Source organism: Mycobacterium sp. NGS40, assembly GCF_059812735.1.
In genome coordinates, this window is the sequence record NZ_JCALDG010000029.1 from 1 (window position 1) to 13,361 (window position 13,361).

The 13,361-nt window shown below is 66.6% G+C and carries 12 protein-coding genes and 1 pseudogene; 4 read left to right on the forward strand and 9 right to left on the reverse strand.

Annotation, left to right across the window (positions count from 1 at the left end):
• Both AC5Y5O_RS27720 and AC5Y5O_RS27725 read left to right on the forward strand, forming a co-directional pair.
• Positions 1–1,235, forward strand: a 1,235-nt coding sequence (locus AC5Y5O_RS27720; RefSeq protein WP_500028290.1) for a DNA-processing protein DprA, incomplete at its 5' end; no start/stop codon positions are given.
• Between the two features lie 7 nt (positions 1,236–1,242).
• The gene (locus AC5Y5O_RS27725; protein ID WP_500028293.1) at positions 1,243–2,010 is read left to right on the forward strand and encodes a phosphoribosyltransferase; all 768 of its coding nucleotides are present in this window, start codon (positions 1,243–1,245) and stop codon (positions 2,008–2,010) included.
• 80 nt (positions 2,011–2,090) lie between these two features.
• Here the strand turns inward: AC5Y5O_RS27725 and AC5Y5O_RS27730 are convergent, their stop codons facing one another.
• The 3 genes and pseudogenes from AC5Y5O_RS27730 to ssd all read right to left on the reverse strand — a co-directional run bounded on the left by AC5Y5O_RS27730 (position 2,091) and on the right by ssd (position 4,169).
• Complete coding sequence (locus AC5Y5O_RS27730; protein WP_500028298.1) at positions 2,091–2,387, reverse strand: hypothetical protein; 297 nt, start codon at positions 2,385–2,387, stop codon at positions 2,091–2,093.
• A 124-nt stretch (positions 2,388–2,511) separates the two neighbouring features.
• Positions 2,512–3,123 (reverse strand): annotated as a pseudogene (locus tag AC5Y5O_RS27735) (ATPase, T2SS/T4P/T4SS family); the annotation flags it as partial.
• The gene (ssd, locus tag AC5Y5O_RS27740; protein WP_500028328.1) at positions 3,120–4,169 is read right to left on the reverse strand and encodes a septum site-determining protein Ssd; all 1,050 of its coding nucleotides are present in this window, start codon (positions 4,167–4,169) and stop codon (positions 3,120–3,122) included. The gene ssd and the pseudogene AC5Y5O_RS27735, both read right to left, overlap by 4 nt.
• 492 nt (positions 4,170–4,661) lie before the next feature.
• Between ssd and AC5Y5O_RS27745 the strand changes: the two genes are divergently transcribed.
• On the forward strand, positions 4,662–5,519 hold the full coding sequence (locus tag AC5Y5O_RS27745) for an HAD-IB family hydrolase (protein WP_096291414.1): 858 nt from the start codon (positions 4,662–4,664) through the stop codon (positions 5,517–5,519).
• A 431-nt stretch (positions 5,520–5,950) separates the two neighbouring features.
• On the opposite strand, the gene AC5Y5O_RS27750 is transcribed toward AC5Y5O_RS27745, so the two are convergent.
• Genes AC5Y5O_RS27750 through AC5Y5O_RS27770 form a run of 5 tightly spaced genes read right to left on the reverse strand, consistent with a single transcriptional unit; the run spans position 5,951 to position 11,790 of the window.
• The gene (locus AC5Y5O_RS27750; protein ID WP_096290379.1) at positions 5,951–6,712 is read right to left on the reverse strand and encodes a Fic family protein; all 762 of its coding nucleotides are present in this window, start codon (positions 6,710–6,712) and stop codon (positions 5,951–5,953) included.
• 11 nt (positions 6,713–6,723) lie between these two features.
• Positions 6,724–8,394 carry a dipeptide ABC transporter ATP-binding protein gene (locus AC5Y5O_RS27755; protein ID WP_500028300.1) on the reverse strand — a complete coding sequence of 557 codons (1,671 nt, stop codon included), beginning with the start codon at positions 8,392–8,394 and terminating at the stop codon, positions 6,724–6,726.
• Complete coding sequence (locus AC5Y5O_RS27760) at positions 8,391–9,254, reverse strand: ABC transporter permease (protein WP_096290381.1); 864 nt, start codon at positions 9,252–9,254, stop codon at positions 8,391–8,393. Before AC5Y5O_RS27760 ends, AC5Y5O_RS27755 begins: the two co-directional genes overlap by 4 nt.
• Entirely contained in the window at positions 9,247–10,173 is a 927-nt protein-coding gene (locus tag AC5Y5O_RS27765) for an ABC transporter permease (RefSeq protein WP_096290382.1), read from the reverse strand. Before AC5Y5O_RS27765 ends, AC5Y5O_RS27760 begins: the two co-directional genes overlap by 8 nt.
• Before the next feature lie 3 nt (positions 10,174–10,176).
• Positions 10,177–11,790 (reverse strand): peptide ABC transporter substrate-binding protein, encoded by a 1,614-nt coding sequence (locus AC5Y5O_RS27770; RefSeq protein ID WP_096290383.1) that lies wholly within the window; start codon positions 11,788–11,790, stop codon positions 10,177–10,179.
• A gap of 90 nt (positions 11,791–11,880) precedes the next feature.
• Between AC5Y5O_RS27770 and AC5Y5O_RS27775 the strand changes: the two genes are divergently transcribed.
• Positions 11,881–12,696: an LppU/SCO3897 family protein gene (locus AC5Y5O_RS27775; RefSeq protein WP_096290384.1), complete on the forward strand. Its 816-nt coding sequence runs from the start codon at positions 11,881–11,883 to the stop codon at positions 12,694–12,696.
• A gap of 3 nt (positions 12,697–12,699) precedes the next feature.
• Here the strand turns inward: AC5Y5O_RS27775 and AC5Y5O_RS27780 are convergent, their stop codons facing one another.
• Entirely contained in the window at positions 12,700–13,167 is a 468-nt protein-coding gene (locus AC5Y5O_RS27780) for a DUF4232 domain-containing protein (protein ID WP_096290385.1), read from the reverse strand.
• Positions 13,168–13,361: the final 194 nt, after the last annotated feature.

Here is a 13,361-nt window from a genome sequence, read left to right on the forward strand (position 1 = left end):
TGGGATTTTTCGGCCCGGATGGCCCCAGCAAACTGATGCTCAGCGGGGCGGCTGCAGGCGGTGAACTGCAGAAAATTGGGCGCCCACAGGGAAAGTTCAGGTTACAAACTGCTGACCACTTCGGCGCGTCGCCGCCGAATAGACCTGTCGGTATGGGGAAATACCATCTGAACATGAGTTCGAGCCGGGGAAACGAGGTGACGAACTGTGTCAGCCGACTATTACACCTCCAAGCGCTGTCGCATCTCTGCTGCCGCTCTAAGCTACGGCGTATGAGCGACAGAGCTGAAGAACGCGCTGCGCTGCTGGCCCTGATGGAGGAACGTCCGTCGCTGATGGGCGAACGCGCAGGTAAGACGCCATGGTCGACAATCGCATCGGAGGTCGCAGTCCGAGGGTCAGCCCTGGCCCTCTGGGAGGAACTGCATCCGCCGGCGCTCGATCTTGATGACTCTCTGATTCCCGCGATCGGCGGCGAAGCGGAGCTGCTGTTTAAGCAGTCGTGGGAGACGGTGCGTGAGTGGGAGGCGTCCGGTGATTTCAACCTGCTGACGGTGCTCGACGCCGCGTATCCCGTTGCGCTGCGTGAGATTCACCAGACGCCGCCGATGCTGTTTGTGAAGGGCGATCTGCGGGCCGACGAGGACGGCGTGTCGGTCGTCGGCTCACGAAAGGCGAGCACGCGGGGGCTCTCGATTGCCGCGAACGTGGCAAAGGGGCTTTCAGACCGAGGCGTCTCGGTCATTTCGGGTCTCGCGGAGGGCATTGACGGTGCCGCGCACGAGGCGACACTCGAGGCCGGCGGACGCCCGATCGGGGTAATTGGGACCGGTATCCGGCGCGTGTATCCGTCGAGTCACCGCAGCCTGCACGAGAGGGTCGCCGCTGCTGGCGCACTGGTGTCGCAGTTCTACCCAGACGCACCGCCGACGAAGCACTCGTTCCCCATGCGGAATGTCACCATGTCCGGGCTCGGTCGGGCATCGGTCATCGTCGAAGCTAGCGAGCACAGCGGGACTCGGATTCAGGCACGCGTTGCTGTCGAGCACGGGCGCCCGGTGATCTTGACCGACCACGTGGTGATGGGGACGAAGTGGGGCAAGGCGCTGGAAGGTCGGCCCGGCGTGTACGTCGCTGGCAGCACAGCCGACGTGATGGGCATCGTTGAGCTTCTCATCGCGGCCAGCCGGAGCAGCGACCTCGCCGTGCTAAGTACTGGTCCCGCCCCGGTCTGACGTTCGATTGAGCGACGGCGAGATTGAGCGCGTCGCCGAGATTAGGCGGGCGCTCGCCGTCTCGGCGGGCGGCTACCTACGCAACCCGATCCGGAAGCCGTTCTCCACCTGCCGAACCTGCACGACGCCGGTCAATGGCTACGAACGCTGCTACCCATGCAATCAGCTCCACTCGACGCTCGGAATCGCCGATCTCGTCGTCCCGCTGACCTACGGTATCGAGGGCGAACAGTCGCACTTTTTGGTCCGCCACTATAAAGACGACCAAGACGCGGCAGTCCGCCAACGTCTCACGGTCGTGATGAACCGGCTGCTATTCCTCGGGATCGTCATGCATGAAACATGTATCGAGAGGCGGATCGGACAGACTGTCGATCGGCGACTCGCCGTTCCATCGCTCAGTGGCCGCCCAGGCGTTCACCCGTTCGTGGAGATGGCGACGAACATGCACGCGACTGGCCCGAGTCCGCTGTTGGTGCCAGCTCCGGGCGCGTCGAACGCTCGCATCGTCTCAGGCTCGCAGTTCAACCTCACACCTGAGACCGATCTGACTGGCGAGCACGTTCTGATTCTCGACGACACCTGGACGAGGGGTTCGCGCACGCAGTCCGCAGCTCTGGCACTACGCCGCTCTGGCGCGAGATTTGTCAGCGTCATGGTGGTCAGCCGGTATATCAAGCCCGGCTACGACGAGAACGCCAAGTTCATCAAGGAATATCTGCGCCGCGATTACGACCCATACGTCTGCCCGGTCACTGGCGGCGACTGTCCCTGAGCATCGCTCGAGGTTCGCTCGAGGTTGGGCCCGCCACCAAGGAGAGCGGTGGCGCGCCCAACGGATAGATCAGACGCGAATCAACGTCGATGGGTTCCCGGTGAATCCATAAGGCGTTCAAGTTCGCTGGCGGTGAGCAGCAGCACCGAAGCAAGGGCGTGCGCCTCGTCGGAGTCAAGAAGCTCACCGTCGCCAAGCTGCACTGCCACACCGCGCAGCACCGTGCCGTCGCCGAACTGGCGACCGGTGATGGTCACCACGGCAGGCCCCGCGGTGCATGCGCTGCCGTCGAACCAGCGCGACCAACCGACGCCGTCGAACTCCCACGGGTAAACACGCCGGGCATCGGCCGGCGGTGCGATTGAATTTGTCGTCATGCGGCACAGCTAACAGCGGTGGACAATGAAATAGCAAGGGGTACAACTAAATTAGTGCATCTGCGGCGTGTCTGTGCAAAGCACAGTCGCGATGCGTTGCACCCTTGAATGGGTGCTACAACTGCATAGTCGTATTTCCGGCGCCGGTGCCACCGCTTACCAGAACGGCCAACCGGGCCGCGATGATGTCGGCTACCAACACCGCAGCCGACGGTTCGATCGCGCCCGAGGCGGTCAGCGCCGCCAGATCCTGGGTAGCCGGCCGTAAGACCCGCAGCGACAAACACGTGCCGCCGGCAGCCACGGGCGGCAACACCGCGTGCAACCGGACCGCAAGTCCGCCGGCGCCGATACCGCTCAGCTGGCCGTCCACCCACGGCTGTGCGTCATCGAGACGACGCCCGGCGGCCATCGCCAACCGCTGCGCCAGCCGTCGTACCGCCGCCTCGTCGGCGAACCGGATATGGCTGCGACGCAGACCGTTTCCATCGTCGACCCACACCGCGTCCGGGGCGGTGACGAGGACGTCGGTGGTGCCGTCCGCACAGAGCAGTGCGTCGAGGATCCCGGCGCCGGTCAGTTCGGTCTGCAGCACCCGGAGGTTGGCCAGGACCTCGGTATCGCCGAGCATCCCGCCGGATTCGGCCCGGATCGCGGCGGCCACCACGTTGGGTCGCAACGGAGCCGATTCGGTCGCCAACCGCTCGCGTACCCGCTCAATCAGCGATTCGCTCACGCCGCACTGGCTTTCGGCCGGGCTCCCGCGCGCGGCAGCACCGTGAGCACCCGGCGAGCCGCCGCCGTCAGAGCCGATCGCCGCCCCAACCGCAGACCGCCGTGTTCGAGTTGCTCGGCCAGTTGCGGCTGAGCCTTCGTCGACGCCAGCAGCGGCAGGCCGCAGATGTCGGCGACTTCCGCCGCCCGCAATCCACCCGGCGACGGGCCACGGACTACCAGGCCGAGATTGGGATTGATCGTGGCCAGCACCGGCGTCATCGCCGCCGTCGCCGCGCAGGACCGCACATCGCACGGACTGACGACGACAACAAGGTCGGCGGCATCGAGTGCGGTCCGGGTGGCGTCGGTCAGCCGACGGGGCAGATCGCACACCACCGTGACGCCGCCGCGGCGGCCCGCATCGATGACCGCGTCCACCGGCCCGGCGTCCAGTTCGTGGTCACGCCGGGTGCCGGACAGCAAGCTGATGCCCTGCAGGCGCGGCAGGGCATCGCGCACGGCCGGCCAGCTGAGCCGTCCGCCGTGCAATGCCAAGTCGGGCCACCGTAAGCCGGGTGCGCTCTCACCGCCCAGCAACAAATCCAGGCCGCCGCCCCACGGATCAAGATCAACCAGCAGTGCATCATTCGCGATCCGCGCCAGTGCGGCCGCGAACAATGACGCGCCGGCCCCGCCGCACCCACCGATCACCCCGATGACGTGTCCGCGCAGCTCGTCGTCCCGGATGGATTCGGCGGACTCCGCGAGCTCGCGGATCAATTCGTGCTCCTGCGCGGGCATGCTCAGCACGTGCGCAGCGCCGACCCCGATCGCGGCCGACCAGGTGGCCGTCGCGGGTTCGGCGGCGCACAACACGCTGACGTGAGTGCGACGCGGTAGACCGGCGCGCCGACAACGGTCCGCGCCCGCCGCATCGAGCACCACCGCCGCGGCCGCCGACCACGTTTTCCGTCCCACCGCCGCACCGCCGGCATGCACCACTCGAACGCCGACGGCGGCGGCCACCCGGTCCAATTCGTCGCGCAAAATCGGGTCCGTCAGCACCGCGAGTACGCCCGCGGCACCTCTCGCCTCGGCACTGGTCGCGATAGTCACCCCACCACCGTGCGGGCAGCTCAGGATGGCACACCAGTGCCAGATCGGGATTTGTGGAGAGATACGAGGGTGTGCACAAACTTCGGGGTGCGACGCTTGCCCGCCCGAGGGATAACACTGTGCCCGCAACGCACCGGAGGCCACGTTAGAACGCGTGTTTATCGGGAAAATTACCCCAGAAAAGGGACGACCCCCGCCAGGGGGGGAGGAGGCGGAGGTCGTCGTGCATCAGCCCCGGGGGGTCGGGCTGATACACCCTCGGCTCAGGCCGAGTAATGCTTACTATACACACGACAGTGGGCGGTGCCGCAAGTGGTTGTTTTTTTCCCAGAAATAATTCGGGCCGCAAAAACACCGCTGGCCTCGTCTGTTACTCCCAGATCAGCCCCCGTTTTGCCGGCAACCCCCGGACGCGCCGACTGACCGACCTATGCTGTGTCGGTGACCGTCTCCAACTCGGACGCGCCTCAGCAAACCTCGCCGCAGACGGCCGCGACCGACACCAAGCACGCTCGCACCGCGGCCTTTTTCGACCTGGATAAGACGATCATCGCCAAGTCCAGCACCCTGGCGTTCAGCAAACCGTTCTTCAACCAGGGACTGCTCAATCGGCGCGCCGTGCTGAAGTCCAGCTACGCCCAATTCATCTTCCTGCTCTCCGGTGCTGATCATGACCAGATGGACCGAATGCGCACTCACATGACCAACATGTGCACCGGCTGGGACGTCGCTCAGGTCAAATCGATCGTCAACGAAACGCTGCACGACATCGTGACTCCGCTCGTGTTCGCCGAGGCCGCGGACCTGATCGCGGCGCACAAATTGTGCGGCCGCGACGTCGTCGTGGTGTCCGCCTCGGGCGAGGAAATCGTCGCGCCGATCGCCCGCGCACTGGGCGCCACGCATGCGATGGCGACCCGGATGGTCGTCGAGGACGGCAAGTACACCGGCGACGTCGCCTTCTACTGCTACGGCGAGGGCAAGGTCCAAGCCATCCGCGAGCTGGCGGCCCGCGAGGGGTACCCGCTGGAACACTGCTACGCCTATTCGGACTCGATCACCGACTTACCGATGCTCGAGTCGGTCGGACATCCCAGCGTGGTCAACCCCGACCGCGGTTTGCGCAAAGAAGCGACCGAACGTGGTTGGCCCGTATTGAGTTTCTCGCGGCCCGTCTCGCTGCGAGACCGGATTCCGGCGCCCTCAGGTGCCGCGATCGCCACCACGGCCGCGGTGAGTATCACCGCGCTGGCCGCCGGCGCGGTGACATACTCGCTGCTGCGCCGCCTCGCGTTCTAGGCGCGCGTCCCAGCAAATCCGGCGCCCCGCACCGATCCCTATGAATTCGCAACGTTCGCAGAATTGGGCCTTGCTGTGCTAAGGCTCCAGTAGTACAAAGGAACCACGGAAGCCCGGTAAGGCCAAGGTCGATCCGGAAGAGAAGGTTCGTTCTCCCGAACCGGGCGCCCAGCACGGTGCTCGGCACCCACGCGGAGTCATAGCCGCGAAGATGGCAGAAGTGTTGCGGGCCTGCGTAATTGCGAAAAAGCAGAGAGCGTGAACAACCCTTTGGGTGGGGTGGTAGCTCGAAGCGTCGCAAGATCGCCGAGGCCACCCACGCAGCCCCATACATGCACGCTTGGTAACCGAGTTCCGTGCTAGCGGGCGGCGGACCGAATATTTCGGAACGCCGCCCGCTCTGCATGTCCGGACCCTTTTCTGGACGCGGCTCAGCCCTTGCCTGGCAACGACTCGGCGATCGACAACGCCTCCTGCGCGCCGGCCTGCATCGCCCGGCAACACAGCACCAACCAAGCTCCGACGCCGGCCGGTGTACCTTCGGCGAATCCGCTTGCGGCGCTGCGATAGTCACCGGGTTTGCGCATCCAGCTCACCTCCGGCACACCCAGCCCGTGCGGATCCAGCCCGCTGGCGATCGTCACCAGCCGGGACACCGCCCGCGCGACCACTCCGTCCGCGCTGCCAAAGGGCTTGAGCGTCAGCAGTTCTCCGTGCGCGACCGCGGCCAGGACCGGTGCCGGCACCTGCGTGCGACCGGTCACCAATTCGCCGAGCAGCTCGAGACGAGGCCCGATCTGGGGGTCGGCCCGCGGCCGGCCCAGTTGTTCGTCGTCGACCTGGTCGGCCGCCGCCAGCATGTGCAGCCGGGCCAGCGCCTGCAACGGCGATCGCTGCCACACGCCGATCAACGCGCCGCCACCGCCCTCCAGCGCCTGAGCCACCCGCAGCGCTCCGCCGAACACCGGATCGCTCACCCCTGAGCTGTCCGCTAAGTCCTCGAACCGCACCGGACCGCCATCGAGCACCGAGGAAGCGCGGGCCGCCCGCAGCGCGGCCTCGGCGGCGGTTACCGGCCAGCCGCGCAGATTTGCTCGATGGCGGTGGGCACGGCCCAACGCGTCGCGGGCCCGGTCACTGGCCTCAGCGACGCCGGGGAGCTCCATCAGCGGAGCCAGCGGGTCTGCCGTCACAGATTGCCAACCTAGCGGGGTGGCATGGACGCCCCGGGAATGGCCTCCAGCAATTGGCGGGTGTATTCGTGGCGGGGCCTGGTGAACAGCTCTTCGGTCGCCGCGCGCTCGACGACCCGTCCGGCGCGCATCACCAGAACATCGTCGGCGATCTGCCGGATCACCGCGAGGTCGTGGCTGATGAACAGGTAGGCCAGGCCCAGTTCGGCCTGCAACGAAGTCAGCAGGTCCAAGATCTGCGCCTGCACCAGCACGTCGAGCGCTGAGACCGCCTCGTCGCAGACCAGCACCTCGGGCCGCAGCGCCAACGCCCGCGCGATCGCGACCCGTTGACGTTGGCCGCCGGAGAGCTCGCGCGGCAACCGACCGAGCACCGTTGACGGCAAGGCCACCTGGTCGACGAGTTCACGCACCGCTTTCTCGCGCTGCCCGCGGTCGCCGACGCGGTGGATCCGCAACGGCTCCTCGATCGCGCGGAACACCGAGTACATCGGGTCCAGGCTGCTGTAGGGGTTCTGGAATACCGGCTGCACGCGCCGGCGAAAGGCCATCATCGCGTCGCGGTTGCGCGCATCAGAAATCTCGTCACCGTCGAAAACGACTGTGCCCGAGGTCGGTTGGAGCAAACCCAGCGTCATCCGGGCAACCGTCGACTTGCCCGAGCCCGATTCGCCGACGATGGCCAGGGTGCCGGCCCGCTTCAGCCCGAACGACACCGCGTCGACGGCACAGAACTGGGTGCGGCGCCACGGTACGCCGTGCGACTCACGGTAGACCTTGGTCAGCTCGGAGGCGACGAGGATGTCGCCCGCCCCGCTGTCGGCCGCCGGGCGCGCCGGCGCCGAACTCCGCACCGTCAGCGACGGGGCCGCGGCCACCAGCCGGCGCGTGTACTCATGCTGCGGATCAGCCAGGATCGACTGCGCGGCACCGGATTCCACCACCATTCCGCGGTGCACGACGACGACGTGCTCGGCGCGTTCGGCGGCCAGCGCCAGATCGTGCGTGATCAGCAACAGCGCGGTGTCGAGTTCGTCGGTGAGACGCTGCAGGTGGTCGAGCACCTGCCGTTGCACCGTGACGTCGAGCGCGGACGTCGGTTCGTCGGCGATCAGCAGCTGCGGGTGGCCCGCCAGCCCGATGGCGATCAGCGCGCGCTGACACATGCCGCCCGACAACTGGTGCGGGTACTTGCCCGCCTGCTTCTCCGGATCCGGCATGCCGGCCTGGGCGAGCAACTCGACCGCCCGGCGGCGGGCTTGTCGGCCATCGGTGCCCGATGGTCGCGACCCGCTTCGCCCGGCTTCGCCGCGCTTGCGATCGCTCCGGTTGGCGCGCAACGCTTCCCGAATCTGGAAGCCGACTTTCCAGACGGGGTTGAGGTTGGTCATCGGGTCCTGGGGTACGTAGCCGATGCGTCGGCCCCGGATGGAACGAAGCAGCTTGCGATCAGCCGAGGTAATGTCCCGCCCGTCAAAAGTGATGCGGCCGGCGGTGATTCGCCCGCCGGGCGGTAGCAGGCCCAGGACCGCGGCGGCGGTGGTCGATTTGCCCGATCCCGATTCGCCGACCACGGCGACGGTCTGCCCGCGCATGACATTCAGGTCGACGCCGCGGACCGCGGGGTCGTGGTCGCCGAACCTGACTTCCAGGCCCTCGACCCTCAACAGGGGGTCGGTCATGCCCGCTCCGCTCGCGAGGCCGGGTCCAGGGCATCGCGCAGGGCGTCGCCCATCATCATGAACGCCAGCACCGTCAAAGCCAGTGCGCCGGCGGGATAGAACAGAATCGGCGAGCCGGCCCGCAGCCGCGTCTGCGCCAGGTTGATGTCGCCACCCCACGACACCACCGAGGTCGGCAGTCCGACACCGAGATACGACAGCGTGGCCTCGGTGACGATGAAGGCGCCCAGCGCGATCGTGGACATCGCGATCACCGGACCCGCGGCATTGGGCAGCGCATGCCGTAGCAGGGTTTGAAACCTGCTCAACCCCAACGCTTTAGCCGCGAGCACATAGTCGCTGGCCCGTACCTCGAGCACCGCACCGCGAGCGATCCTGGCCACCTGCGGCCAGCCGAACAAGGCCAGGATGATGATCACCGTCCACACCGTGCGGTGGCGCAGGACCTGCATCAGCACAATCGCGGCCAGCAGCAGCGGCAGCCCGAAGAACACGTCGGTGACGCGCGAGACCACCGCATCGATCCAGCCGCCATAGAAGCCGGCCAGCGCGCCGAGCGCCCCGCCGGCGACGAACACCAGCAGCGTGGCACCCAGCCCGACGGTCACCGAGGCCCGCGCCCCGTAGACCGTGCGCGCATAGATGTCGTGGCCCTGCAGATCCGTGCCGAACCAGTGCGCCGCCGAGGGGCCGAGCAGACTTTGGCTGGGATCGGCGTAGGCGGGGTCGGCGTCGGTGAACAAGGCCGGAAACAGCGCCATCAGCACGATGATCAGGATCATCAGGCCCGCGACGATGAACTTCGGGCGCCGGTGCAGCTTGCGCCAGGTCTGGCCCCAAAAGCCGGAGTGCTCAGCCATAGCGGATCCTCGGGTCCAGCGCCGCATAGAGCAGATCGACCAGCAGGTTGGTGATCAGATAGATCAGAACCAGAACCGTCACGATCGACACCACCGTCGGCGCCTCCTGCCGGGTGACGGCCTGATACAACACACCGCCGACACCGTGAATGTTGAAAATGCCCTCGGTCACAATGGCCCCGCCCATCAGCGCACCCACATCGGCGCCCAGGAACGTCACCACCGGGATCAGCGAGTTGCGCAGGATGTGCACGGTCACGACCCGCGGCCGCGACAACCCCTTGGCGGTGGCGGTGCGGACATAGTCGGCATGCGCGTTGGCGGCCACCGCCGACCGGGTCAACCGCACGATGTAAGCGAAGGAGACCGAGCCCAGCACGATTCCGGGTAGCAGCAACCGCGCGAAGCTGGCCCGTTCGCCGACGGTGACCGGCGCGATGCCCAGCCGGACCCCGAACACGAACTGTGCCAGAAAGCCCAGCACGAAGATCGGGATAGCGATGATGACCAGTCCGGTGATCAGCACCGTCGAATCGAAAAGGCCGCCCTGGCGCAGGCCCGATATCACACCGAATCCGATGCCCAGCACCGACTCCACGATGAGCGCGATCAGCGCCAGTCGGATGGTGACCGGAAAGGCATGTGCCAGAACAGCACTGACCGGCAGGCCGGAATAGGCCCGGCCCAGGTCGCCGTGCAGCACGCCGCCGAGGTAGCGCAGGTATTGCAACAGGAACGGATCGTCGAGGTGGTAGCGCGCCCGCAGCTGCGCGGCGACCGCGGGTGTCAGCGGCCGGTCTCCGGCGATCGCGGCCAGCGGGTCACCGGGCAACAGGAAGACCATGCCGTAGATCAGCAAGGTGGCGCCCAGGAAGACCGGCACCATCACCGCGAGCCTTCGTGCGATATACCAACCCATGTCTTAGGCCTTGACGATGTTCTCGTAGTCGGGCAGACCGTTCCAGGTGACCTTGACGTTGCTGACCTCCGGCGACCACCCGACCACGGCGATGTAGTACCACAACGGTACAGCGGGCATGTCGTGCAACAGGATTCGTTGCGCCACGTTGACCAGCACGTCGGCCTGCTGCAGGCTGGGCGCGGCCTCGGCGGCTGCGAGCCCGGCGTCGAACTCCCGGCTGGAATATCCGACGTCGTTGGACCCCGCACCGGTGGCGTACAGCGGGGCGAGAAATTCGATCATCGACGGATAGTCGCCGATCCATCCGGCGCGGAAGGCGGTGTCGATGGTGCGGTTGGTGATCTGGGTGCGGAACCCCGCAAACGTCGGGTGCGGAGCGCCGACGGCGTCGATGCCCAGCACGTTCTTGATGCTATTGGCCACCGCGTCCACCCACTCCTGGTGGCCGCTGTCCGCGTTGTAGGCGATGGCGTACCGCCCGCTCCAGGGCGAGATCGCGTTGGCTTGCGCCCACAGTTGCCGTGCCCGTTCGGGATTGAAGTCCAGTGCGTCGTTACCCGGGATGTTCGCGTCGAACCCCGGCAGGGAGCGGGCGGTGAAATCGCGGGCCGGGCTGCGGGTCTCGTTGAAGATCTGCCGGCAGATCTGCGGGCGGTTGACCGCGGCCGACAAGGCCAACCGCCGCAGCCGGCCCTCCTCGCCGCCGAAATGCGGCAGCCGCAATGGTGTGTCGAGTGATTGGCTGACCGCGACGGGTCCGCTGGCAGCGTTGTCGCCCAGGTCGCGGCGGTAGATTGTCAGCGCGCTGGACGGAACCGTGTCCAGTACATCGAGATTGCCGGACAGCAGGTCGGCATAGGCGGTATCCAGGTTGCCGTAGAACTCGAACCTCAGGCCCTTGTTATGAGGTTTGCGGTTGCCGTGGTAATCGGGGTTCGGCTTCATGTCGATCTTCACGTTGTGTTCCCAGGCGGGTCCGTCGGGATTGTCGGCCAGCCGATACGGCCCGTCGCCCACCGGGTTGCGCCCGAACGCCGCCATGTCCCGAAATGCCCTGTCCGGCAACGGATAGAACGCATTATGACCCAGGCGCAACTTGAAGTCGACGGTCGGTGCCTTGAGCCGCACCGTGAACTCGAGATCGTTGACCACCGCAAGCCCGGACATCGTGGTCGGCTTGCCGTCGCCCGGCGGGCCGGCTACGTCGTCGAATCCGGCGATCGGACTGAAAAAGTCCTGCTGCAGTTGCGCATTGGCGCTCAGAGCACCGTAATTCCACGCGTCGACGAACGAATGTGCCGTCACCGCGGAGCCGTCGGTGAACTTCCAGCCCGGTTTGAGAACAATCCGGTAGTTGACATTGTCGGTGGTCTCGATGGACTGCGCCACCTCCGGCGACGGTTTGCCGTCGGCGTCGTAGGAGACCAGGCCGGCGAACAGCCGATCCAGGATCCGCCCGCCGAGGCTGTCGTTGGTGCCGGTCGGTATCAGCGGGTTCGGCGGCTCGCCGCCGTTCACCACCACCAGTTCAGGACTCAGCACGCCGCCACCGCAGCCGGCCAGCGACGCGGTCGTCAACATGACGACGGCAGTCATAGCCCGCATCCAACGCATGACAGCGACCCTAGGGCCTGCGAGCAGATCGGCCACGCAAGGACCGCCGGTGAAGTGCACCAGCCGGCGTCGACAACCTAGGATTTCGACATGGGGGTCACGCTTCTCGCCTCGGAACACGACGCGGGTGTGGCGCTGGGCGAGACGGCGTTCGCTCTGGGTGTTCCCCTCATCGGATTGATCTGTCTGATCGTCGGCCTATGGGAGCGTTACCGCGGCCGCCGGCGGCCGCGCCCCGGTTACCCCTACCCACCGCAGCCGATGGGGTATCCGGGCCCGCAGCGGCCCTATCCCGGCTACCCGCCCTACCCCGGTTATCCGCCCTACCCGGGTTATCCGGCGTACCGCGCGCCCGCGCCCCCGCGTCGCACGAGCGGGGCATCCACCGCGCTGATCACGATCGGCGCCGTCGTGCTGGTGCTCGGCATCGTGGCAGACTTCGTCAACGCGGCATCGCGGCTCGCCAAGCATCAAGAACGCACGTCGATGCAGGTTGGCGAGTGCATTACTCAAACGTCTTATCGCTCAGAGGCATTCGATTCGAGTCCGGGCAACGACTGCGCCAATCCGGCGAATACCTACTTGCTTGCCGCCAAAGGCGGACCGTCGGCACAGTGCCCGGACGGGAAGCGCGAGGGTTCCATCTATGACCGCTATACCGACAGCTCGACCATCCTGTGTTTCGCCCTGAACCTGAAACAGGGCCAGTGTTATCTCGTATCCGGCGAGCGCGACAGTCCCAAACTGACTCTGGGCGACTGCAATGATCATGAGTCGGGCGTGATGCGAGTCATCCAGCGCATCGACGGCACCGCGAACAGTTCGGACTGCCCGTCGGGGCTCAACGGAGTCAGCTACCCCACTCCCCCGGTTGTCTATTGCCTGGAAAGGGCGAGCCCGTACTAGGTCCTACTGCTGCTGGGCGGCGGTGACGGGGTGCACCTGCAATTCGCAGGCGTCGATGGTGACCGGCACCGTGAACACGATGATCGTGTTCGGCGGGTTGACCTGCAGCGCGGTGTAATTGGGGCACGGGTTGCCCTTGCGGTCTATGGCCACGCCCTCCACGATGGCCTGCCCCTGTGAGGCCAGCGACAGGGTGACGGTGGGCGGCTCATCGACATCGCTCGGCAAGCCGCCCAGGTAGCCGCGTGGCGTGGGCTTGGCGTGAATGTCCGGCCCGCCGCCGCCCGTCTCGACCGCGGGGTAGCCGGTCAGCGTGCACTCTTCCGCACCACCGGCGAGGCTGAACGTCAGGGTCACCGATCGGTGGCCCACGGCGGCCTGCGTCGGGGAAGCGGCCACGTCGACCTGCTCCGAGCGACACGGCACCGCCTGATCGCCGACCGGCACCGCCGACGCGTGCGGCCCCAGCACGCCGGCGACCGCGTAACTCGTTGCGGCCGCGGCAATGCTGAGAAATAAACAACGGGCACGCTGCCCGCGACATTCCGGCACAACCGTGATTATGCGGGATGACAACGAGGTTTACCCCCGGATTGGCGTCCACAGATTCGGCGGGCGGGTCTAGGCTCACAGACGGTTGACCAGCTCGAAACCCGGCCCTGGAC

Bases quoted from the DNA above. Each gene is read 5' to 3' on its own strand.
- AC5Y5O_RS27760 (WP_096290381.1), bottom strand. From the start codon at position 9,254: ATGGCTGAGCACTCCGGCTTTTGGGGCCAGACCTGGCGCAAGCTGCAC.
- AC5Y5O_RS27775 (WP_096290384.1), top strand. From the start codon at position 11,881: ATGGGGGTCACGCTTCTCGCCTCGGAACACGACGCGGGTGTGGCGCTG.
- AC5Y5O_RS27770 (WP_096290383.1), bottom strand. From the start codon at position 11,790: ATGCGTTGGATGCGGGCTATGACTGCCGTCGTCATGTTGACGACCGCG.
- AC5Y5O_RS27765 (WP_096290382.1), bottom strand. From the start codon at position 10,173: ATGGGTTGGTATATCGCACGAAGGCTCGCGGTGATGGTGCCGGTCTTC.
- AC5Y5O_RS27730 (WP_500028298.1), bottom strand. From the start codon at position 2,387: ATGACGACAAATTCAATCGCACCGCCGGCCGATGCCCGGCGTGTTTAC.
- AC5Y5O_RS27755 (WP_500028300.1), bottom strand. From the start codon at position 8,394: ATGACCGACCCCCTGTTGAGGGTCGAGGGCCTGGAAGTCAGGTTCGGC.